The sequence below is a fragment of the Pseudalkalibacillus sp. Hm43 genome, assembly GCF_051842935.1.
In the GTDB taxonomy this organism is placed as follows: Bacteria; Bacillota; Bacilli; order Bacillales; family Fictibacillaceae; genus Pseudalkalibacillus.
Genome location: NZ_JBPXRR010000001.1, coordinates 2,963,945 through 2,986,509, shown reverse-complemented (window position 1 = coordinate 2,986,509; position 22,565 = coordinate 2,963,945). Strand labels below are relative to the sequence as shown.

Below are 22,565 nucleotides of genomic sequence, written 5' to 3'. Positions count from 1 at the left end.
TCAGTGCTTTAGCAGGGTGAAAATGTATAAAGATACGAAATGTTTTATATTTACATTTGACAATTTTCCTAAACAATTAGAAAATAATCGATAGACAAATTCAAATCGTAGAATTAATAGGAGGAGAACTATGAAGCTAAGCATACAAATCATCATCGGTTTAGTTGTAGGTATTATTGTCGGACTATTACTTAATATCTTTGCAGCTGACGCTTTTGATGTTCTGGATAAATACATTTTCAGTCCAGTCGGAAAATTATTCTTGAATCTGATCAAGATGCTCGTCGTTCCGATTGTCTTCTTCTCAATTGCGCTTGGAGCTGCTGGTATCGGAGATCCTAAAAAGCTCGGTCGTATCGGTGGAAAGACGATTGGTTATTTCTTGGTGACCACTTCAATCGCACTTGTAATCGCTTTATCATTAGCGACACTCATCCAGCCTGGAGCAGGTGGAGGATTTGATACAGAGCAAGCCAATTTTGAGGAGGATGCTGAAGCACCTCCAGTGGTGGACACGATTCTGAACATCATCCCGACCAACCCGATTGACGCGATGGCGAAAGGGGATATGCTTCAAATCATCGCATTTGCGATCTTCGTAGGATTTGCAGTTGCGGTGTTAGGTGAGAAGACGAAAGCGGTGCATCGTTTACTTGAAGAAGGTAACGAAATTCTGATGTATCTCGTCAATATCGTCATGATCTTAGCTCCTTATGGTGCGTTTGCATTGATTGCTTCTGCAGTCGGAAGCTTCGGACTCGAGGCGCTGCAAGCGATGGGACTATACTTCGGAACCGTCGTACTCGCACTCTTGATTCATGCTGTCTTGACTTACGGAACAGCGGTTTCTACGCTTGGAAAAATGAATCCACTTGCATTCTTCAAAGGCTTTGCGCCAGCAATGTCCGTGGCATTCAGTACGTCCAGCAGTAGTGGTACACTGCCTGTTTCCATGAAAACAGCACAAGAAAACTTGAATGTGCCAAAACAGGTCAGCAGTTTCGTGCAGCCGCTCGGAGCAACGATCAACATGGATGGTACAGCGATCATGCAGGGTGTGGCGACGGTCTTCATCGCGCAAGTTTATGCAATCGATCTATCTATGGCTGACCTCGTAACTGTCGTATTGACAGCAGTTCTTGCGAGTATCGGTACCGCAGGTGTTCCAGGGGTCGGACTGATCATGCTTGCCATGGTATTGAACCAAGTCGGACTTCCAGTCGAAGCGATTGGACTCGTACTTGGTGTCGACCGACTACTTGATATGACACGTACTGCAGTCAACATCACAGGTGATGCATCTTGTGCCGTCATCGTTGCGAAATCAGAAGAAAAGCACGGTGGTCCACAACAACCACAAGCAGATTTGGATATTTAAATGCAGTAAGGAGCTGACTCATTGTTGAGTCAGTTCTTTTTTTGCTGTTTTCGCAAACTTTTATAGTAGTTGATCCCGCTTCAGGTGCTCGCTTTCCACTGGTCGTGCGGTGAGCCAACTCACTTGCACAGGATGTGCTGGCTTCGACGTTCACCACAGGACGTGGTGGGTCTTAGTCGAAGATCCTTTTAAAAAGTGAATGCTCTCCCTGTCCCGCTGTTCTCGCAGGACAAGGAAAGCCTCAGCAGTGTTACATCGCATGAAGAAAATGCAATTTTCATTTTCGAGGAGTCTCGGCAAGTTGAACGGACATGAGATCCGTTATCTGTGTCAAAAACGCTAACTTCGGGGTGCTAACGGACATCTGGTAAGCTATTTTTTGAAAAGCACCTTGTTTTTGATGATTTTGCCGCAAATAAGGTCTCCTATGTCCGTTAAGCTTAGTGAAAACGACTGTTTTATAGAAATAAGGGCCTCAATGTCCGTTAAATTTATGAATCAGTCATGCTTACTCAATTATCCAGGGGCTTTAATAGAATAAGAAGCAAGTTCCATTCTGTATAGACAAAAGACTCGTCAAATAAACGAGTCTTTTTTAATTTTGATTTTGCGCCTCTAAGTGGAATCCTTTACCTAAAGATGACAGCCTTTTTGCTGACCAAAAGATAGGTACTGAATTTCGTCTATTTATCTTGAAAATATTTTTTCCAAGCTGAAACCCTCTGTAGAAGTAATGGAAAGTCTGGCCAAGATTTTTCAAGAGGTTTTTTTCTTCTTTTGAAGAATATATAATTAACTATTGTCGAATCAAAAAACATAATCATTCGTTTTTCGTGGTACTAATAAGCATAGATACTTTTCTGGATACGGATAAAGAAAACTTGGCGATGCCCAGCCTTGGTGAAGGTAGAGCCATAGTTGCACTCATACTTTACACTTGAACTTTTCACCTACCTCGATTCACATCCTTGCTGAAAAGTTTTACATTCGTAAAGTGAGATGAAAGGGGAACTAGCCAGGCAATGAGCTATATGCAGCAACAATTAGACGAAGAAAAGGTATTCAAGGATCCTGTCCATCGGTACATCCACGTACGTGATCGTATCATTTGGGACTTGATCGGAACGAAAGAGTTTCAACGTTTAAGAAGGATCCGACAGCTCGGAACGACTTTCTTGACGTTTCATGGCGCTGAGCATAGCCGATTCAGCCATTCGCTTGGTGTATATGAAATCGTTCGCCGGATTACGGAGATTTTCCAAAACCGACCGCATTGGGATGGAGAAGAGAGGATCCTCTGTTTGACGGCAGCATTGCTCCACGATGTGGGTCATGGCCCTTATTCCCATTCATTTGAAAAAGTGTTCGATCTCGATCATGAAGATTTTACACAAGCCATCATCCTTGGAGATACCGAAGTGAACGAGGTATTGAAAAGGGTAGATGATGATTTTCCTAGAAAAGTGTCTGAAGTCATTGCGAAGACGTACGAGAATAAGCTCGTTGTCAGTATGATTTCCAGTCAGATTGACGCGGACCGCATGGATTATCTGTTAAGGGATGCGTATTTTACAGGTGTGAGTTATGGACAATTCGATATTGAAAGGATTCTCCGGGTGATGCGACCGAAGGAAGATCAGGTTGTCATCAAACAAAGTGGCATGCATGCTGTAGAAGATTACATCATGAGCCGATATCAAATGTATTGGCAAGTCTATTTCCATCCGGTGACGCGAAGTGCCGAGGTCATCCTGTCGAAGATTCTGAACCGTGCGAAGTCCTTGTATGAAGAAGGATACAAGTTCAAACTTGAACCGCTTCATTTCATTTCGTTGTTCAAAGGCGAAGTCAAGCTTGATGATTACATAAAACTGGACGAAGGCATCATTCAATTTTATTTCCAAGCATGGCAAGAAGAAGACGATCCGATTCTTCGGGATTTGTGCGAGCGGTTTTTGAACCGTCGTCTGTTCAAGTATATGGAGTTCAATCCGAATGTCCATATGGAAGATTGGCACAAGCTGTATACGTACTTTGTAAAAGCGGGTATCGACCCGGATTATTACTTGATTGTCGATTCTTCATCCGACTTACCGTATGACTTTTACCGTCCGGGTGAAGAAGAAGAACGGCTTCCGATCCATTTGTTGACGAAAAGAGGAGAGTATCGAGAGCTCTCAAGAGAGTCGACGGTAGTCGAGGCGATTTCAGGTAAGAAACGGACAGATCATAAATTGTATTATCCATCAGACTTAATCGAACAGATAGAAGATCAAGATATAAAGAGAAAGATCAGTGAGATATTAGATTTTTAGGAGGGGATTCAACGTGCTTGAGCATCATGCGCGGTTGATTGCATTGTTCAATTATGCGAGGGAAGTAGTAGGTCGTAAAAAGCTGCAGAAGATGGTCTACATTGCCAAGAAGCTGAAGTTTCCATTCGGGGAGAAGTATCAATTCCATTTCTACGGGCCGTATTCGGAAGAGTTGACGCTTCGAGTCGAAGAACTGTGTAACTTAGGGTTTTTGGAAGAGATGAAGGAGAAAGTGTCGGGATATTACCAATATCGGTACGTGTTGACGGAACAAGGAGAGCAATTCTTGAAGCACTATGATCTGGAGCTTGAGCCGCTTCAATCTTGTGTGACATCGATGAACGAGCAGCCTTCCCGCATCTTGGAACTGATTTCTACCATTCTTTATTTCGACCACTTGGCGAAGGAAGAAATCGTAGAGAAGGTTCAGACCGTCAAACAGAAACAGAAGTATACGACAGAAGAAATTGAAGAAGCGTTCAACTATATCGATGACTTGAAGAAACAAACGGTCGTATCGTAAGAGCAATTGGATAGGCTGAGAAGAAGAGATTTGAAGAAAAACACTCCCACCCCGCGTGGCGAGTGTTTTTTAATTCAAAAGACCTATGGTACCAGGTACTGAAAGAAAGCCCTTGCCCTGCAAGGGTTTCTGATCCGTACCTGGTACTGCCTATTGACACGTGCTATATTTAGTGAGATTCTATAGTGGACAACACAATATATTGATGAATTCGAGTGTCGGGTGCCTCTATCCATGTATTTAGAGGCTTAAAAGGGAATCTGGTGTAAGTCCAGAGCTGTCCCCGCAACTGTAATTGTGGACGAACGGAAGTGACCACTGTATAAGTCAGTCTAGCAATAGGTGCTTATATGGGAAGGTTCCTAGTAGGATGAAGCATAAGTCAGTAGACCTGCCTGCCGCTTGAGTGTTTCAATTCTTCGGGGATTGAGGGTTGAAGCGTAGGCGTTACATATGACGTATGTCTAACAATGCTCGTCCTCAATCGACGAGTTTGATGATACGGTCATTCATTCCGTCTCCGTTTCAACCACTCCCTCCGAGTGGTTTTTTTATATACAGAGGAGGAATAAGAATGATCACAAAAGTGAAAAGAAAGTCAGCAACAAGCCGACTGAAACAACAACTTCAAAAGGAATTTCCCCAATTGGATGTAAACGGTCTGTTCCGTAAAGTGTCGATCCAATCGACGGATAAAGAAAAAGACCCTGACACTAATCTGCTCCTATTAGAAGGGTTGGCGCGAATCACTCAACAAGAACCCGACTGGACATATGTTTGCGCCAGAATCTATCTGCATTCCCTCTATGAGGAAGCATCTATGAACCGATTCCAAGGCGGCCCTTATCAAGACTTTTACGGTCTGATCAATGAACTCGTGCAGCGGAGAATTTTCGACCTGGAACTCCTCAACCATTATACGAGAGAAGAGGTCGCTGAATTAGAAGCAGTCATCGCTCCAGAGAGAGACCACCTTCTTACATATGCAGGCGTCCGGATGTTAGCCGATCGTTATCTAGCAAGAGATCATGAGCGGAATCTATTCGAGCTCCCACAAGAACGGTGGATGATCATTGCGATGACCTTGATGATGCCAGAAACGAAGGAACAGAGATTAGAGCTGGTAAAAGAAGCGTACTGGGTGCTATCCAACCTGTACATGACGGTCGCGACCCCCACTCTATCAAATGCGGGCAAGGCCCATGGCCAGTTGAGTTCGTGTTTCATTGATACCGTGGATGATAGTCTGCGAGGCATTTACGACTCGAACACAGACATCGCCATGCTCAGTAAAGCTGGGGGCGGAATAGGCGTTTATCTTGGGAAGATCCGCAGCAAAGGCTCCGATATCAAAGGGTATAAAAACACGTCATCAGGGGTTATCGCCTGGATGAAGCAGCTCAATACGACCGCGGTGAATGTCGATCAACTGGGGCAGCGGAACGGAGCGATTGCGGTCTACTACCCGGTGTTCGGAAAAGATATTTTCGCTTTCCTGGACGCGAAGCTGAACAATGGCGATGAGCGTCAGCGGACACACGACCTTTTTACAGGTGTCGTCTTACCGGATCTGTTCATGGAAAAAGTGGAAGCGCGTGAAGATTGGTACCTGTTCGATCCGCATGAAGTGAAGAAGATGATGGGATTCGAGCTCGATGATTTTTACGATGAAAAAGAAGGCGCAGGGAGTTTCCGGGAGCGGTATGAGGAATGCGTCAATCATCCGCTTCTTTCGAAAGATAAAGTGCCCGCGATCGACATCATGAAGCGAATCATGATCAGCCAGCTCGAAACCGGAGGTCCTTTCATGTTCTACAAGGATACGGTCAACCGGCTGAACAACAATCGCCATGAAGGCATCATCTATTGTACGAATCTTTGTACGGAAATTACGCAAAACCAAACGGCCACGACGGTTGAGGAAGAAGTGACCGCTGACGGGAAGATCATCATCACGAAAACTCCGGGTGATTTCGTCGTTTGTAACCTGTCGAGCTTGTCGCTTGCGCGAGTCGTAGAAGCAGATGCGCTGGAACGGGTGATTCCGATCCAGGTCCGGATGCTCGACAATGTGATCGAGTTGAATAAAGATAAAATTGAAGTGAAACAGGCGGTCCTAACGAATGACAAATACCGCGCGATTGGGCTCGGTACATTCGGTTGGCATCATCTTCTCGCGAAAAAAGGGATCCGCTGGGAATCGGAAGAAGCGGTTGCGTTTGCCGATGAACTTTATGAAAAAATCAACTTCCTGACCATCCAGGCGAGTCAGACGTTAGCAGAAGAGAAGGGCAGCTATCCGACGTTTGCAGGCAGTGATTGGGAAACGGGGCGATATTTTTCAGAACGTGGTTACGAAGGCGAAGAATGGACGGAGCTTGCGGAAAAAGTTCAGGCAGGCGGAATTCGGAACGGCTGGCTGCTGGCGGTCGCACCGAACGCATCGACAAGCATCATTGCCGGATCGACAGCGAGTATCGACCCGATTTTCAAAAAGCAATATGCCGAAGAGAAAAAGAGCTCGAAAATTCCTGTCACTGCCCCTGATCTGTCACCTGAAACGACCTGGTTTTACAAAAGTGCATATGAAATCGACCAAAAATGGAGCATCCGCCAAAATGCGGCACGGCAGCGCCATGTCGATCAGTCCATTTCGTTCAATCTATATGTAAAAAATACAGTGAAAGCGAAAGAACTGTTGGACCTACATCTGTCAGCGTGGAAATCAGGATTGAAAACGACTTATTACGTCCGTTCGACCTCCCATGAAGATGTGGAAGGATGTGATTCCTGTGAAAGCTGATCAGACTTTGAAAGAGAGGAAGCTTTATGTACCAGATGCGCCGAACGCTTCGACTGGCATTTTGAATGGGCAAAGCTCGAATGTATTGAACTGGGATGATGTCCGTTATTCATGGGCGTATCCACTCTATAAGCAGATGCTTTCGAACTTCTGGACGCCGTTTGAGATCAACATGTCCGGCGATCGGAAACAGTATGCGGAACTCGCTCGGGATGAGCAGGATGCCTTCAACAAAATCATCGGGCTGCTTGCCTTTTTGGACAGCATCCAGACGGATTATGCGAACCGGGTAGCCAATTACCTGACGGACTCGAGCCTGACGGCATTGATGACCGTACTCGCCTTTCAGGAGGTCGTCCATAACCAATCGTACTCGTATGTATTGTCGAGCCTAGTTGATAAAGGGAAGCAGGATGAGATCTTCGAGTACTGGAAGCATGATGCGGTTCTGAAGGAGCGGAACGAGTTCATCATGGAGGGTTATGAAGCGTTCGTAAACAATCCGACTCCTGAAACATTCCTGGAGTCAATCGTTTACGATGTTGTGCTGGAGGGGCTGAACTTCTACTCGGGATTCAGCTTCTTCTATAACCTGGCCAGGAATCAGAGGATGGTCTCCACCTCGACGATGATCAACTACATCAATCGGGATGAACAGCTGCACGTGAACCTGTTTACGAAAATATACGGAGCTGTGGTTGCAGAGTTCGATTTGGATAAAAAGGAAGCAGCACATTTTGTGGAGAAAACCTTCAAAAAAGCGGCAGAGCTTGAAATCAAATGGGGGAAATACATTATCGGTGACCGCTTCCCTGGGATCTCGACTTCTGAGCTCGATGCGTACATCAAGTTCATCTCGAACATCCGAGTCAACCAGCTCGGAGCAGAGCGACCATTTCCTGAACATCGGAAGAATCCGATGCCATGGATCAAAGCGTACGAATCCGTCAACGAAGGGAAAAGCGACTTCTTCGAACAAAAATCTCGCCAATACACGAAAGTCTCCGAGGACAACGGCTTCGACGAACTGTAACCAGAATCAGACAGTACCAGGTACCGTCACAGATACCTTTGGGCGCAACGGGTTTGAGTCGGTGCCAGGCACCGAAAGAAAGCCCTTGCCCCGCAAGGGTTTCTGTTCAGTGCCTGGCACTCGTCGTTTTTGTCATACAATTGACATTAAATGGGCGGGGATTTTCGTGCCTAATCTCGTATTACTAATAATAGGAAGTAGTAATTTCGAGGAGGGTGCGACATGAGTAACAATGATGAATTTTATTACCAGGATCACATCGGAGAAATCATCAAACGTTCTGAAAAAGAAGGCATGTTCGACAACTTAAAGGGGAAAGGGAAACCACTAGAGCTTGATGGGGACCTCTCCTATAATCCAGATCGCCTCCTGAACAAAGTACTGAAAAACAACAATGTACTACCGGCCTGGATCCAAATGGACAAGGATATTGAAAAAATGAAAGCAGAGCTAGCGGGGTATTCGAGTGAATACAACATTCGGAAATACGTCGAGGAGATCAACAAAAAGATTTTCAACTTCAATTTAAGCTGTCCACCGCCAGCCCAAAAGCGTAAACTGAAGCTGGAAGATTACTTGCCAAACGAATCATAATTGATGAAAAGGGACTGTCGCGTAGACAGTCCCTACTTAAATTAATCTTCGTCTTCCTCATCTTCTTCTGATGAGCTCGGAACATAATCAGGGTAGTCAGTGATGATGCCATCCACTCCTGCATCCAACAGCGGTTGGACGTCTTCTTGGGCGCGGACAGTCCAAGGCATGATCCCCATCTCAAGCCCATGAATCTCCTCAACGAGCGCACGGTTCACTTTACTTTTACTCGGATTGACGTAATCTGCATATTCCGTAAATGCTTCCAACGCTTCAGGTGTTAAGTCTTCTGACTTCCAAGTGAGCACTCCGACCGGCACTTCATCGCTCAATTCGTTGAAAATTTGCATAGAGTTGAAATCGAATGATTGGACGATGACGGAATGATCTTCGGGCTCATCCATATCTCTCGCTTCCAGAGCGTCAGCCACTTTTTCCTCAATTCCAGGGTAGAGGGAAGGGGCCTTCAACTCAATCAAAAAATTCGTCTTTCCACGGTACTCATCCAAAACCTCACCTAATGTCGGAAGGTGTTCACCTTTAAACTCAGGAGCAAACCAGCTTCCCGCATCCAACGCTCGAAGCTCCGCATATGTAAGTTCGCCAACTTTTCCAGTACCGTCTGTCGTGCGATCGACGGTTGTATCATGAATGACGACCAGTTCACCATCCTTACTCATCTGTACATCGAGTTCAATGTAGTCGGAATCCATCTCAACAGCTTTATCAAAGGCCGCCATCGTATTTTCAGGTGCATATCCGGCAGCTCCTCGGTGAGCGACGACCTCAACACGCTGGTCTTCGTCATCCTCATCTTCAGCGACCACTTGGACTGGAGTCAATGCAACCAAAAGCGCCATCATTGTAAAAGTAAAAAGCAACAAGCTAAACCGTTTGAATTTTGTTTGAATCATCTTCTCATCTCCTCTTTATTCTTCATTTCACCCCTTATGTTAGAGCTGCTCTATTGAGGGCCTATGAATAAGAGATGAAGGATTCTAAAGAAAAGGAGGTCGATGGTCGCTCTAAATGACATCTGTTTGTCATCAATGAGTCTTTAGGTATAAAAAAACCGCCTGATATCAGGCGGTTTGGCTTGTTTTTAGTGTGGTACGAAAGCCAGTTGAATGAAAAACAATACTGCGAAAAGCATGACGAGCGGATGAACCTCACGCCATTTCCCACGAACGATTTTCAATAAAGGATACGTGATGAATCCGAGTGCAATTCCTGTCGCGATGCTTGACGTCAACGGCATCGTCAAAATGATCAAAAACGCAGGGAACGATTCATCAAATGTATTCCAGTCAATTTTCGCAAGACTCGATAGCATGAAGCTTCCGACGATGATCAAGGTTGGAGCGGTGATGGCTGCCAAACCTGAAATCGCACCTACTAGCGGAGCAAAGAACATCGCCATCAGGAACAAAAATGCAACAACAACGTTCGTCAATCCTGTACGTCCGCCAGCGGCAACTCCTGATGAGGACTCGATGTAAGCACTTGTCGGGCTTGTTCCGAAAATCGCTCCGACAGAAGTGGCGACAGAATCCGCAAGCAATGCCTGTCGTGCTCGTGGCATTTTGTTGCCTTTCATGAGACCGGCTTGCTCAGCCACCCCGATCATCGTTCCGGTCGTATCAAAGATCGTGACAAGTAGGAAAGAAAACACGGCTGCATATAATCCATATTGGAACATGTCGACAAAAGCTGTGATCGGACTTCCGAAGATGAACGCTTCGGGCATGGAAGGTGCGCCGACAACGCCTTCTTTAAACTCCAACTGTCCCGTTAAAAAGGCGATTGTCCCTGTTGCAACGATACCGAAGAATAAGGCACCATGTACGTTCAACGCCATCAGGATCAATGTGATGGCCAGACCGACCAATGTCAAAATGACGGTTGGAGAATGAAGGTCACCTAACGCGACAAGGTTCACTGGATGGGAAACGACTAGTCCTGTCATACGCAATCCGATGAACGCGATGAATAACCCGATTCCAGCTGTGATTCCGTGTTTCAAGTTCGAAGGAATCGCTTCGATCAACTTTTTACGGAAAGGTGTCAAAGAAAGAATGACGAATAAGATACCAGCGATGAAAACAGCACCGAATGCGACTTCGTATGAAATCCCCATACCGCCGACGACGGAGTAAGCAAAGTAGGCATTCAATCCCATACCAGGTGCGATGGCAATCGGATAATTCGCGAACAATCCCATCCATAACGTCCCGACGACGGTCGCGATGATCGTTGCCATGAAGACAGCGTCAAATGGCGCACCTGCTTCACTTAATATCCCTGGATTGACGACGACGATATAGACCATTGTGAGAAATGTCGTGATCCCCGCAATGATTTCCGTTCGGAACGTCGTATTGTTTTCTTGAAGCTTGAAAAAATTCGATAACATGAGAATAACCCCCAAAATACGAACAATTATTATGACCATCCAATATAATATTCGTTTTTGGTGCATGATGCAAGGGAGAATTCACAATCATTCATAAGATTTGTATAGTATGATAAGATAAAACCATACATTAGAAGGCATACTGAATGGTACTTATAGTTTGAAATTCGTATGTTTTATTTGATTTCAATAAAAATTCACGACACTCCTGCGGGAATAGCGAGCCAGGCAAGACCCCGCAACGGACTTGAGGATAACTCGTCCTGTGGAAGTGAGGAGGCTTGCGGTTCGCCCGCGGAAAGGGAGTGAATTTTAATGAAATTAACTTTTAACAATATAGGAGGTTTTGATCTTGAAAGATCTCTTTAATAACAATAATAATCAAGATGGAAATAAGCCGAAGAAAAAACAAGGCTTCACGATCTTGAGTGGTGATTCGACGGACGGGCACGGTGGTTACGGTGTCGGAACCATCAACTTGAATAATGTCACGCCCATCTTTGTCGATCCAGCTGAAGAAGAAGTGTTCATTGATATGGGCGCACTTCATGCCCGGAGTTCAGTTGAAAAGCGTATCAAATTCACCGCAAACCGTGAGGATGCACCAAATCCGAAGCTTTATTGGCTTGTTTGGGTGATGGTGGACGCTTCTGGTGAAGGACCCTATTACGCAGGACTGGGCGCGTGTGAGCTACAGGTCGATGCGGAAGCAAGAAGAGGGTACAAGAGTATGCCGGAACATGTGAACAACATGGATAAAGCGCTCAAAAAACGGGTCGTGATCGACCGCATGGATGACAAATCCAAAGCGCTCTTGAAAAAGTTCTTGATTGATCATAATGAAGAGTTTTGGAATCGCGCGAGTGAAGATGTGAAAAACGCGCTTGGAGAATAATTGAACCTTTTTTGAACAAAATGAAAAAGTTCTGTGCGTCTTCGACAAAATGAAGTAAAATGAAACTATTCTTTTCTTTACACACATATTTACTAGGACAGAAAAAGGGATTGGCTACATCATTGTAGTCAGTCCCTTTTTCATTAATTAACTCGCAAGCCAGTTCCAGATTCGCTTGAACAACCCTGGTTGAGGCTCATTGGTAGGTTTTGGTTTTTCATCCTTTGTTTCCACGGCTTTTCCTTCGCAATACTGTGTCGGTTCTGTCCCGGCGATATAGTAGGACACACGCTTTTCGGGACAGTTTTTGTTGGAAAGCAGCCCAGTGTCCGGATTGACACTTACCGCGACGACACCTTTTGGCTTGGAAAACTGAGTGATTGGACGATTGGCCATGGCATCCTTCATGAAGTGTGCCCAAATATTCTTTGAATACAGGACGTCATTGAATTCGTGCAACGTTTTCCCTTTGTCATAACCCGTCCATACACCCGTTACGAGCTGTGGTGTGTATCCGATGATCCAGTTGTCATAGTTCGTCGAACCGGTTTTTCCTGCTGTCGGCCGGTCGATCAATCCACTCACTGATGCTCCGGTCACGCGTGTATAGTCATTCAGCCGTTCATCAAACACCCCACGCATCAGATCCGTCATCACATACGCGTATTCAGGCTCGATGACCTGCTTCCTCTCCACTTCCTGTTCATACACGACATCGCCTTTGTAATCGACGATCTTCTTAATGAAGCGAGGCTCGCTCCTTTCTCCGTTGTTCGCAAACACGCTGTACGCTGAAGTCATTTCAAGTACACCGACCGGTTTCGTACCAAGCGCAAGGGAAGGAATAGAGGAAAGTTCACTCTTGATTCCGAATTTCTTCGCCATTTTTACAAGCTGATCCGTCCCGATGAAAATGTTCGTTTTTACCGCATAAACGTTATCGGACAATGCCACCGCCTGAGCCAGCGTGATTTCTTCGTTTGCATAATAGTTCCCGAAGTTTTCCGGCGTATATTGGTTTTCCTCTCCTTCATAGAAGGTTGTCCGTTCACTTCTCAATAGACTCGAAGGCGTATAACCTTTTTGAAGGGCTGCCGTATATAAAAACGGCTTGAACGTTGAACCAGGTGCGCGGCGCGCCTGAGTCGCCCGGTTGTATGAGCTTTCTTCGTACGACCGTCCTCCGACCATCGCCTTGATGTCACCGGTCCTCGGATCAATTGCGACCATTCCGACCTGGATGCTCGATGTATCAGGAATCGTATTTTCCACCCAATAGTCCGCTTTTTTCTGTAGCTTCGGATCCAGTGTCGTGTAGACGTGATATCCGCCAAGCTCCACCTCATCCGGGTCAAGTCCGACCTTGTTTTTCAATAAATATTCCACTTCGTCCTGGAAGTAGGAAGCCTTTTCTTCTGGTAAAGCGGATTTTCCGACGATTTCAATCGGCGTCTTGTATGCGTCCACCGCTTCTTTTTCCGAGATCGTGCCGGTTGCGACCATCGCGTCCAAGACGATCTGCTGTCTGTCTTTCGCATTTTCGATATTTTTAATCGGGCTGTAATACGTCGGACCCTTCGGCACACCAGCCAGAAGACTCGCTTCCGCCAGATTCAGCTCTTTCGATGACTTACCGAAATAATATTGAGCCGCAGCTTCAACGCCATAATGTCCGTGCCCGTAATAGATCGTGTTGAGATAGCCTTGTAAAATCTCGTCCTTCGTGTAATTGGCCTCGATCCGAGCTGCGTAGAACGCTTCTTTCAGCTTTCGCTCCCACGTTTTATCAGGGGCCAAAAATAGATTCCGAGAATATTGCTGGGTGATCGTACTCGCGCCCTGTACCTTCGCTCCGGCCTTGATATCTGCTAAAAGGGCAGCCGCGATCCGTTTGTAATCGAACCCGTGATGGCTGTAAAAACGACGGTCCTCAACCGCAATCGTCGCATCGACAAGGTGAGGGGAGACGTCATCGAGCTTCACCCAGAAACGATTCTGCCCGAGTGGCTCATGCTCTCCAATGATCGAACCGTTCGACCCATAAAAGATGGTCGTTTGCGGAACCTTCAACGGTGGAGGGCCAAGAACATTGATATATATAAGGAAAAAAAGTCCGAGCACAACAACGGGTATAGACAATAGTAAGAGTGTGCGGATCCATAACCACGCCCACTTCCACGTCTTTCTCAAGTCTTCTACTTTTATAAGCTCCATCCGGTTTCCCCTCCCTCGTAAACTTTTTCCGTACAAAAGTTATTTTTACTAGTATGGGAGGGTTTCATAGATTCTAAACGTCTATTCATAGCGGCATTTCTGGAAATAAATTTTGCTTGCAAAAACGGTGGATTCCAGTATACTTTTCTTGTTCTGATTCGAGATGGAATGTAGAGCTATGATACAATTCAAAATAAGATTCAACGATAATAGATGAGGTGATTGCTGTGGAATTATGGTACACGGAAAAACAGACGGAACGCTTTGGAATCACGGCGAAAATCAAGCGTACGTTACATACAGAGCAGACAGACTTCCAACGCTTGGACATGATTGAAACAGAAGAATTCGGAAACATGCTCGTATTGGACGGCATGGTCATGACGACGCAGAAGGATGAGTTCGTCTATCATGAAATGGTTGCGCACGTGCCTCTATTCACGCACCCGAACCCGAAACATGTACTTGTTGTCGGAGGCGGCGATGGCGGTGTCATTCGTGAAGTGTTGAAGCACCCTTCAGTTGAGAAGGCGGTTCTGGTTGAAATCGACGGGAAAGTCATCGAGTATTCGAAAAAATATTTGCCAGAAATTGCAGGCGACTTAGACGACCCGCGTGTTGACGTACAAGTGGACGACGGGTTCATGCACATTGCGAAAAGCGAGAACGAATACGACGTCATCATGGTAGACTCCACTGAGCCAGTCGGACCTGCTGCTAAGTTGTTTGAGCGCGGATTTTATGAAGGAATCTCTAAAGCGTTGAAAGAGGACGGAATCTTTGTCGCACAAACTGACAACCCATGGTTCAAGGCGGACCTCATTTCTCAAGTGAACCGTGACGTGAAAGAAATCTTCCCTGTGACGCGCCTTTACACAGCGAACATCCCGACGTATCCAAGCGGATTGTGGACGTTCACGATCGGATCGAAGAAACATGATCCGTTAAAAGTGGAAGAAGACCGTTTCCACGACATCGAAACGAAGTACTACACAAAGGAATTACACGCGGCTGCTTTCGCGCTGCCGAAATTCGTGCGTGATCTAGTCGAATAGGAGGGCCAGCACAACATGCGATTCGAAGAAGCTTATTCTGGTAATGTATTCATCAAAAGTCACCCTGATTTGGAAGAGAGCCAGGTCGTTATCTATGGCATGCCGATGGACTGGACGGTCAGCTTCCGCCCAGGATCCCGATTCGGTCCAGCTAAAATCCGTGAGGTCTCTCTCGGACTGGAAGAATACAGCCCGTACATGGACCGTGAACTGGAAGAAGTGAAGTTTTACGATGCAGGAGATATCCCGCTTCCGTTCGGGAATCCACAAAACAGCATCGACATGATTGAAGACTATGTCGGTAAAATATTAGACATGGGGAAATTTCCACTTGGAATCGGTGGCGAACACCTCGTTTCTTGGCCGGTGTTCAAAGCGCTTCACAAGAAGTATGACGATTTCGCGATCATCCATATCGATGCACACGCAGATTTACGTGAAGAATATGAGGGAGAACCGCTCTCCCACTCAACACCGATCCGTAAGGCGTGCGAGTTGATCGGACCGGAGAATGTCTATTCATTCGGAATCCGTTCTGGTATGAAGGAAGAGTTCCAATATGCAAAAGAGTCCGGCATGCACATGTCGAAGTTCGATGTGGCTGAACCTTTGAAGGAAGTGCTTCCGAAATTAGCTGGACGTAACGTGTATGTCACGATCGACATTGATGTACTCGACCCAGCGCATGCACCTGGAACAGGTACTGCAGAAGCGGGCGGCATCACTTCGAAAGAGTTGCTCGAAGCAATCGTCCTCATCGCGCAGTCCGACGTGAACGTCATCGGTGCAGACCTTGTCGAAGTAGCGCCAATCTACGACCACTCTGAACAAACACCAATCGCAGCAAGTAAATTCATCCGTGAAATGCTTCTCGGATGGGTAAAATAACGAAATGACAGGATGGCCGATAGGGTCATCCTGTTTTTTGGATTATAAATCTTGAATTTGGATTATAATTTCTCGATTTGGCTTATAATTTCGTATTTTGGTCTATAAATCCTGAATCTGGTCTATAATTTCCGAATCTGGTCTATAAATCTCAAAATTTATGGGAAATAACCCGTTTTTTATTGGAAATAACGATGTTTCACGTGTTTTTTATCAATCTTCGGTGGTTTCAAACAAAAATTACGACATTCATACAGAATCTGTGCTCTCCGCATTCAATAATGAACAAAATACGACCCCAAATTGCCCGAAAGAAGGAATATCTCTTCCAGAGTCTAATCTATAGGTAACAGACGAAAAGGAGAAGGTAGTGTGCAACCTATATCTGCTGCTTCAATGGAATTGAATCAGTCCATGATTGACCAGCTATCCGACGGATTCATACGAATCCAACCAGATGGTTCAATTTCCTATTCAAACCAAAAGGTCCACGATTGGTTCGGTGAACCGATTTTACAGCATAACATCCATCATTTTATTGAACAGATCAATGTTTTTCACATACAACAAGGGAAGTGGCTCCAGACAGAATGGAACACTCCACTGAACACCGCTCACATTAAAGTTTGTTCCTATCAACACCCTAACGGCGTCATCGATCTCCTCGTACGTAAAATGGAGGATGATCATGATGCGGATCAGCCATTCAATTCTCTCTTTTACCAAAATGATGTGCCGATTCTGATGATCGATCTGGAAGGCACGATCTTAGAGGTCAATTGGGCTTGTCTTCAAATCCTTTCTTACGATCGAAATCAGCTCAACGGCAAGCATTTGACGGACATTTTCGCAACAACGAACAAGGCAGATGCCAAACAGTGTCTCCAACAGATTAACGAAGGAAACATCTTTACCCAGGATATCCATATGGAATCGAAAATGGGTGAAAGGATCGAGTTTCAATTCACTCATATTCCGTATTACACGAATGGACAATTGGATGGGGCTTATTGTGTAGCGAGGAACAACTCTGAACTGCGAAGGGCTCAGGAAGCACTTCTCGAATCCGAACAACGCTACCGGCAACTCGTAGAGCATTCGCCAGATCCAGTCTGTCTCCACGACTCAGAAAAAATCATATATTTGAATGATGTCGCTGCCATGCTTTTAGGTGTGGAAGACAAAGATGCGCTCATCGGACAAGATATTTCCCGGTACATCCATATGGAAGATTACAATGATTCCATGCAACGAATCAATAAAGTGATGGAAGGTACACGGGTGGAACAGCTCTTCCCGTTGAAAATCGTCCGTCCTGACGGTGTAGTGTTGGAGATGGAAGGAAAGTCGATTCCGATTAAAGAAAACGGCAAGACGTATGTGTTAGCCGTTTTCCGGGACGTGACCGAGAAAAATCACGCGAAGCGGTCGCTTCAACAAAGTGAACGGCGCTATCGCTCGTTATTCCTGCACAATCCAGATGGCATCTATTCCATCAATTTGAATGGTGAGCTCACGAGCATCAATCCGGCTATCGTGAAAATCACCGGTTTTACAGCAAAAGAACAAATCGGTCTGCATTATTCCGATTTCATCTTGCCGGAAGATTGGGAACAGACGAAGGTTCATTATAAAAATATCTTCGAGGGCAAGACGGTCAAGTTCGAAAAGCGGATGTTGCGGAAGGATGGCAAAACCATCAGTGTCCGTGTCGTCGGCTTCCCGATGATTGTTGAAAATGAGATTGTCGGTATGTATGGCATCTTGCGGGATATTACGGAGGAAAAACGATCCGAAGAACTGCTACGCCGATCCGAAAAGCTCACCGTAGTCGGGGAGCTGGCTGCTGCGGTTGCCCATGAAATCCGCAACCCGCTCACTTCCATTAAAGGGTTCATCCAAATGATGGAGAACGGCGTGCCGGAGAAGGATCTCTATTATCAAATCGTGTTATCTGAGCTCAATCGCATTGAACAGATCATCAGCGAGATGCTCGTCCTGGCAAAGCCTCAGAGTGTTTGTTTTCAGAGGAAAAAAATCGGACACCTCATACGACACGTCCTCAAGTTGCTGGAAGGACAAGCGAATTTGCATAACATTCAATTCATCGTGGATTTTGAGGGTGATGATCTAGAGATCGATTGCGAAGAAAACCAGCTGAAACAGGTTTTCATCAATTTAATCAAAAACTCAATAGAAGTGATGCAGGATGGCGGAAAGATCATCGTCACCTGTCGAAAAACAGAAGATGACCAGCTTCTCATCCGAGTCATCGATCAGGGGCCTGGCATACCTGAAGATCGTCTTTCCAGACTCGGCGAACCTTTTTACACGACAAAAGAGAAGGGAACGGGGCTCGGTTTGATGGTCAGCTTCAAAATCATCAAAGATCATAAAGGGACGATGCATTTTTCAAGTGTCGTTGGTGAAGGGACGACAGTCGACGTTCTTCTACCGTTGCCATCCTCCTAGAAAAATTTCCCTATGGCGCTGCACCTTGAAAGAGGTGGCGCTTTTTTTATATAATGTGTAGGTTAATGAAGAATGAAGGGTGTGAAACAGTATGGACGCTAATCCTATTCCTGTAAAAGTCATGTTACATACTAAAATTACAGATTCGGGTGAAAATGAGGATACAAAGCTCACTTCTGACGGAACGATTCTCAGAAAGGCGGACACTGTATACCTTCGTTACGATGAAATGCTGAACGACACGGATCAAGTGAATACGACGATAAAAATCAAAGACGAAGATATAACGATCATCCGCAGCGGAGCCGTTTCAATGAAACAACGGTTTGCGCCGGGGAGTTTGAAAGAAGGAACGTACGAAAGTCCGTATGGTCCGATCCAAATCGCTACAAGAACAGAATCGATGGGTTTCGAGTGGCATGAAAACAGCCAGGAAGGGAAACTGTCTTTGAATTACCAGGTCCTTTTCCAGGGTGAAGAGGCTGGATATCATGAACTGGAAATCAAGCTGAGAGGGGAAGAAGAATGACAATTGTTGAACAGGTGAAAGAGCTACTGAAACAAGAAATTGCTGACTCTGTTATAAAAGCTGGACTCGCAAAAGAAGATCAGTTGCCAGACGTCGTACTGGAACTTCCGAAAAATAAAGACCACGGAGACTTTGCAACGAATATGGCGATGCAGCTTGCGCGTATTGCGAAAAAAGCACCACGTCAGATCGCAGAAGATATGGTCGCGAACTTCGATCGTTCGAAAGCTTCCATTGAAAAAATTGAAGTCGCTGGTCCGGGATTCATCAACTTTTACTTGGATAATCAGTATTTGACGAAGCTGATTCCGACGATCATTGATGCAGGTGAAGAATACGGCTCGACGAACACTGGTAATAACAAAAAGGTGCAGATCGAGTTCGTGTCTGCGAACCCGACAGGAAGCCTTCATCTAGGGCACGCACGAGGAGCAGCAGTCGGCGACACACTCTGCAACCTGCTCGATAAAGCGGGATATGAGGTAGGAAGAGAGTATTACATCAATGATGCGGGTAACCAAATCCATAACCTCGCCCTTTCCCTTGAAGCACGGTACCTGGAGGCGTTAGGAAAAGAAGCGACTATGCCAGAAGATGGCTATTACGGAAAAGACATCATCGGATTTGCGCAAGAAGTGGTTGAGAAGGACGGAGACAAGTACGTCCATTACAATCAGGAAGAGCGCTTGCAATTTTTCCGCGAGTTCGGACTAGAAAAAGAGCTTGAGAAAATCAAAGCGGACCTGGCTGAATTCCGAGTGAACTTCGATGAGTATTATTCTGAAACAAGCCTTTATACGTCAGGTAAAATCGACCAGGCGTTGGATATGCTACGTGAAAAAGGCGTCACATACGAAAAAGATGGAGCGACTTGGTTCAGAACAACGGACTTCGGTGACGATAAGGACCGCGTTTTGATTAAAAATGACGGGACATACACCTATCTGACACCAGACATCGCGTATCACTATGACAAGTTCAAGCGTGGATTCGAAACGCTGATCAACGTATGGGGAGCAGACCACCACGGCTACATTCCGCGTATGAAGGCCGCGGTCGAAGCGATGGGATACAATCGAGATCAACTCGAAATTCAAATCATCCAGCTCGTCAGCTTGTTCCAGAACGGTGAAAAGGTGAAGATGAGTAAGCGTACCGGTAAAGCAGTTACGCTAAGAGATTTGATGGATGAAGTCGGTGTTGATGCAATGCGTTATTTCTTCGCAATGAGAAGCTCGGACTCTCACCTCGATTTCGATATGGACTTGGCTGTTTCCCGTTCGAACGAGAATCCGGTCTACTACATCCAATATGCGCATGCGCGGGTATGCAGCATGCTCAGACAGGGTGAAGAGAAGGGGTACTCTTTTGAAGAGGATGTCGATCTGTCTTATATCAACTCGGAGAAAGAATTCGACCTGTTGAAAAAGCTTGGTGAATTCCCGGAAGCAGTGGATGATGCTGCGTTGACACTCTCGACGCACCGCATGACGAATTATCTGTTTGAATTGGCATCTGCACTTCACAGCTTCTATAACGCAGAGCGTGTACTGGATGATGAACAACCAGAGCAAAGTAAAGCTCGATATAAGTTGATGAAAGCAGTTCAACAGACGTTAGAGAACGGAACGAAACTAATCGGAGTTTCCGCTCCGGAAAAAATGTAAGAGAAACATATTTTCAGATGCTCTCTGTCATACTAATGCAGAGAGCATCATTTGTTGTTAAGTGATTTTACAGTATAAAAGAGGATTAAAGAAATTCACGAGACTCCTGCGGGATTAGCGAGCCAGGACAACATGGACCTTCGACTAACTACCACCACGTCCTATGGTGAACGTCGAAGTCAGCACATCCTGTGCAAGTGCGGAAAGCGAGTGAATTTCTGAACTTTGTACGCTAATAAGAGCATCATTTATTTGGAGGAATCATGAAATGAAACTATTACTATTATCCATCTTATCTGGCTTTATTGTGGGCGTTGTATTTGCGCTCTTCAAATTGCCCATTCCAGCACCTCCTGCCTTCTCAGGTATCCTTGGAATCGTCGGAATCTACTTAGGTTATAAGTTCGTTATTTCAGTTTTACCTTATATCATGAACAATTAAAGGAGTCATTGGCCATTGGATACCTTGTCTGTACACCATCGTCAACTGAGCATCATCGATCAGGGAGAAGGGACTCCGATCCTATTCTTGCATCCACCTGGATTGGGAAAAAGCGTCTTTTATTATCAAAAGGCGCTTTCGTCATCCTATAGGGTCATCTTCTATGACATGTGCGGTCACGGAGAAAGTGAAGGGACTGAAGAGCCTGTAACCATCGAGTCACTGGCAGAGGAACTGCTCCATCTGATGGACACTTTGAGTTTGGAAAAAGCGGTTATTTGTGGCTACTCGGCAGGTGGGACAGTTGCCCAGCATTTTGCCCTCACTTACCCGGAACGGACGAAAGCGCTCATTTTGAGCGGGGGCTTTCCGCATGTCTGTACACCTATGTTGAAAGCGGAATTCCTTGCTGGAATGAAACTGTTGAAACTCAGTCCGGATCTTTTAGGAAAAATTCTCGTAACAAGTCATGGAATCCAGCAGGAAGATCGAAATCGGCTGTGGAAAACCGTAAGTAGTACAAATCAGCGCAATTGGTATGAATTCTATGAAGCATCCTACCATTATTCCTGCTGTGAACGTCTGCCGGAAATGGATTACCCAGTCCTTGTCATCTATGGACAGTTCGTCAAGCACATCCGACGGTATCAAAGGGATTACGAGACATCATTGAAAAACGGAAAGATTGCGATTGTAAGGAATGCATTTCACGAAGTACCAATCCGACAATGGCGCGCGTTCAACCAACTTGTCGATACATTCATGAGCTCCAACGTCGACTGACACCCGAAATAATTGTCAGTGTTCGTGCATACAGTAGTTTTATACAAGCTATTGTTTAGGAGGAGAGGCTCTTGGACGAAGTCATGAACAAGCAACGTCCGAACATTCATGTGTACGCTTCGATTTGGCAACGAGTTCTTGCTTTGATTGTCGACCTTGTCGTCATTACTGCTCCATTGGCCGTCATCAGTTTTCTCGTTGTAGGGAATTGGAGGGGAGATTGGGTAACGATTGCCCTTGAAGCCTTCTATTGGTTGATGGTCCCTGTTTTGACCCGAGGGTATACCATCGGAAAATGGATGGCTGGAATCCGGATTGAAATGCGAAAAGGCAATCCGCCTGGTTATCTTTCCATGTTTCTCCGTTATGGAATCGTTCCATTTTTCTATATCGTTTCATTTGGGGCTTTGCTCGTGGTCAGCTTCGGTATGATGCTCTTGCGAACGGATCGAAAGAGCTTGCATGACCTGGTCGCAGGCACCGTCGTCGTGAAAGGTTCAGTCCCGAAATATGTACAGAAACAAGCCAAAATATCTGCATAGCGCAAACGACAGTCCACGG

The 22,565-nt window shown here is 45.7% G+C and carries 18 protein-coding genes and 1 riboswitch; of the genes, 15 read left to right on the top strand and 3 right to left on the bottom strand.

Translation table 11 applies throughout. The features are described from left to right. The first annotated feature begins 130 nt into the window (after positions 1-130). The 6 genes from ACSVDE_RS15460 to ACSVDE_RS15435 all read left to right on the top strand — a co-directional run bounded on the left by ACSVDE_RS15460 (position 131) and on the right by ACSVDE_RS15435 (position 8,646). Positions 131-1,378: a dicarboxylate/amino acid:cation symporter gene (locus ACSVDE_RS15460; protein WP_439301748.1), complete on the top strand. Its 1,248-nt coding sequence runs from the start codon at positions 131-133 to the stop codon at positions 1,376-1,378. Between the two features lie 1,022 nt (positions 1,379-2,400). Further along, a complete protein-coding gene (locus ACSVDE_RS15455) occupies positions 2,401-3,693 on the top strand; it encodes an HD domain-containing protein (RefSeq protein ID WP_439301747.1) in 1,293 nt (430 codons plus the stop codon). A gap of 13 nt (positions 3,694-3,706) precedes the next feature. After that, entirely contained in the window at positions 3,707-4,216 is a 510-nt protein-coding gene (locus ACSVDE_RS15450) for a YwgA family protein (protein ID WP_439301746.1), read from the top strand. A 203-nt stretch (positions 4,217-4,419) separates the two neighbouring features. After that, a riboswitch (cobalamin riboswitch) is annotated at positions 4,420-4,629 on the top strand. Between the two features lie 161 nt (positions 4,630-4,790). Further along, a complete protein-coding gene (locus ACSVDE_RS15445; RefSeq protein WP_439301745.1) occupies positions 4,791-7,019 on the top strand; it encodes a ribonucleoside-diphosphate reductase subunit alpha in 2,229 nt (742 codons plus the stop codon). After that, on the top strand, positions 7,009-8,052 hold the full coding sequence (locus tag ACSVDE_RS15440) for a ribonucleotide-diphosphate reductase subunit beta (protein ID WP_439301744.1): 1,044 nt from the start codon (positions 7,009-7,011) through the stop codon (positions 8,050-8,052). The genes ACSVDE_RS15445 and ACSVDE_RS15440 overlap by 11 nt, the downstream gene beginning before the upstream one ends. A gap of 222 nt (positions 8,053-8,274) precedes the next feature. Then, positions 8,275-8,646: a DUF1992 domain-containing protein gene (locus tag ACSVDE_RS15435; RefSeq protein WP_439301743.1), complete on the top strand. Its 372-nt coding sequence runs from the start codon at positions 8,275-8,277 to the stop codon at positions 8,644-8,646. 41 nt (positions 8,647-8,687) lie between these two features. On the opposite strand, the gene ACSVDE_RS15430 is transcribed toward ACSVDE_RS15435, so the two are convergent. Both ACSVDE_RS15430 and ACSVDE_RS15425 read right to left on the bottom strand, forming a co-directional pair. After that, a complete protein-coding gene (locus tag ACSVDE_RS15430; protein WP_439302022.1) occupies positions 8,688-9,557 on the bottom strand; it encodes a glycerophosphodiester phosphodiesterase in 870 nt (289 codons plus the stop codon). A gap of 191 nt (positions 9,558-9,748) precedes the next feature. After that, positions 9,749-11,059, bottom strand: coding sequence for an NCS2 family permease (locus ACSVDE_RS15425; protein WP_439301742.1), 1,311 nt, complete (start codon positions 11,057-11,059; stop codon positions 9,749-9,751). 352 nt (positions 11,060-11,411) lie between these two features. On the opposite strand from ACSVDE_RS15425, the gene ACSVDE_RS15420 reads away from it, so the two are divergent. Further along, positions 11,412-11,954 (top strand): YwhD family protein, encoded by a 543-nt coding sequence (locus ACSVDE_RS15420; protein WP_439301741.1) that lies wholly within the window; start codon positions 11,412-11,414, stop codon positions 11,952-11,954. Positions 11,955-12,101: 147 nt separating this feature from the next. On the opposite strand, the gene ACSVDE_RS15415 is transcribed toward ACSVDE_RS15420, so the two are convergent. Further along, positions 12,102-14,168: a transglycosylase domain-containing protein gene (locus ACSVDE_RS15415; RefSeq protein ID WP_439301740.1), complete on the bottom strand. Its 2,067-nt coding sequence runs from the start codon at positions 14,166-14,168 to the stop codon at positions 12,102-12,104. Positions 14,169-14,395: 227 nt separating this feature from the next. Between ACSVDE_RS15415 and speE the strand changes: the two genes are divergently transcribed. The 8 genes from speE (at position 14,396) to ACSVDE_RS15375 (ending at position 22,546) form a co-directional block, all read left to right on the top strand. Beyond that, entirely contained in the window at positions 14,396-15,223 is an 828-nt protein-coding gene (gene speE, locus ACSVDE_RS15410; protein WP_439301739.1) for a polyamine aminopropyltransferase, read from the top strand. A 15-nt stretch (positions 15,224-15,238) separates the two neighbouring features. Continuing rightward, on the top strand, positions 15,239-16,111 hold the full coding sequence (gene speB / locus ACSVDE_RS15405; protein WP_439301738.1) for an agmatinase: 873 nt from the start codon (positions 15,239-15,241) through the stop codon (positions 16,109-16,111). A 372-nt stretch (positions 16,112-16,483) separates the two neighbouring features. Next, on the top strand, positions 16,484-18,583 hold the full coding sequence (locus ACSVDE_RS15400) for a PAS domain S-box protein (RefSeq protein ID WP_439301737.1): 2,100 nt from the start codon (positions 16,484-16,486) through the stop codon (positions 18,581-18,583). 91 nt (positions 18,584-18,674) lie between these two features. After that, positions 18,675-19,112 (top strand): DUF1934 domain-containing protein, encoded by a 438-nt coding sequence (locus ACSVDE_RS15395; protein ID WP_439301736.1) that lies wholly within the window; start codon positions 18,675-18,677, stop codon positions 19,110-19,112. Next, the gene (gene argS / locus ACSVDE_RS15390) at positions 19,109-20,779 is read left to right on the top strand and encodes an arginine--tRNA ligase (protein WP_439301735.1); all 1,671 of its coding nucleotides are present in this window, start codon (positions 19,109-19,111) and stop codon (positions 20,777-20,779) included. Before ACSVDE_RS15395 ends, argS begins: the two co-directional genes overlap by 4 nt. A 268-nt stretch (positions 20,780-21,047) precedes the next feature. Next, positions 21,048-21,221 (top strand): XapX domain-containing protein, encoded by a 174-nt coding sequence (locus ACSVDE_RS15385; protein WP_226547509.1) that lies wholly within the window; start codon positions 21,048-21,050, stop codon positions 21,219-21,221. Positions 21,222-21,236: 15 nt separating this feature from the next. Further along, positions 21,237-22,004 (top strand): alpha/beta fold hydrolase, encoded by a 768-nt coding sequence (locus ACSVDE_RS15380; protein WP_439301734.1) that lies wholly within the window; start codon positions 21,237-21,239, stop codon positions 22,002-22,004. A gap of 71 nt (positions 22,005-22,075) precedes the next feature. Continuing rightward, entirely contained in the window at positions 22,076-22,546 is a 471-nt protein-coding gene (locus ACSVDE_RS15375) for an RDD family protein (RefSeq protein ID WP_439301733.1), read from the top strand. Positions 22,547-22,565: the final 19 nt, after the last annotated feature.

Coding starts and splice junctions, on each gene's coding strand:
- ACSVDE_RS15460 (WP_439301748.1), top strand. CDS start 131: ATGAAGCTAAGCATACAAATCATCATCGGTTTAGTTGTAGGTATTATT.
- ACSVDE_RS15455 (WP_439301747.1), top strand. CDS start 2,401: ATGAGCTATATGCAGCAACAATTAGACGAAGAAAAGGTATTCAAGGAT.
- ACSVDE_RS15445 (WP_439301745.1), top strand. CDS start 4,791: ATGATCACAAAAGTGAAAAGAAAGTCAGCAACAAGCCGACTGAAACAA.
- ACSVDE_RS15435 (WP_439301743.1), top strand. CDS start 8,275: ATGAGTAACAATGATGAATTTTATTACCAGGATCACATCGGAGAAATC.
- ACSVDE_RS15425 (WP_439301742.1), bottom strand. CDS start 11,059: ATGTTATCGAATTTTTTCAAGCTTCAAGAAAACAATACGACGTTCCGA.
- ACSVDE_RS15415 (WP_439301740.1), bottom strand. CDS start 14,168: ATGGAGCTTATAAAAGTAGAAGACTTGAGAAAGACGTGGAAGTGGGCG.
- speB (WP_439301738.1), top strand. CDS start 15,239: ATGCGATTCGAAGAAGCTTATTCTGGTAATGTATTCATCAAAAGTCAC.
- ACSVDE_RS15395 (WP_439301736.1), top strand. CDS start 18,675: ATGGACGCTAATCCTATTCCTGTAAAAGTCATGTTACATACTAAAATT.
- argS (WP_439301735.1), top strand. CDS start 19,109: ATGACAATTGTTGAACAGGTGAAAGAGCTACTGAAACAAGAAATTGCT.
- ACSVDE_RS15385 (WP_226547509.1), top strand. CDS start 21,048: ATGAAACTATTACTATTATCCATCTTATCTGGCTTTATTGTGGGCGTT.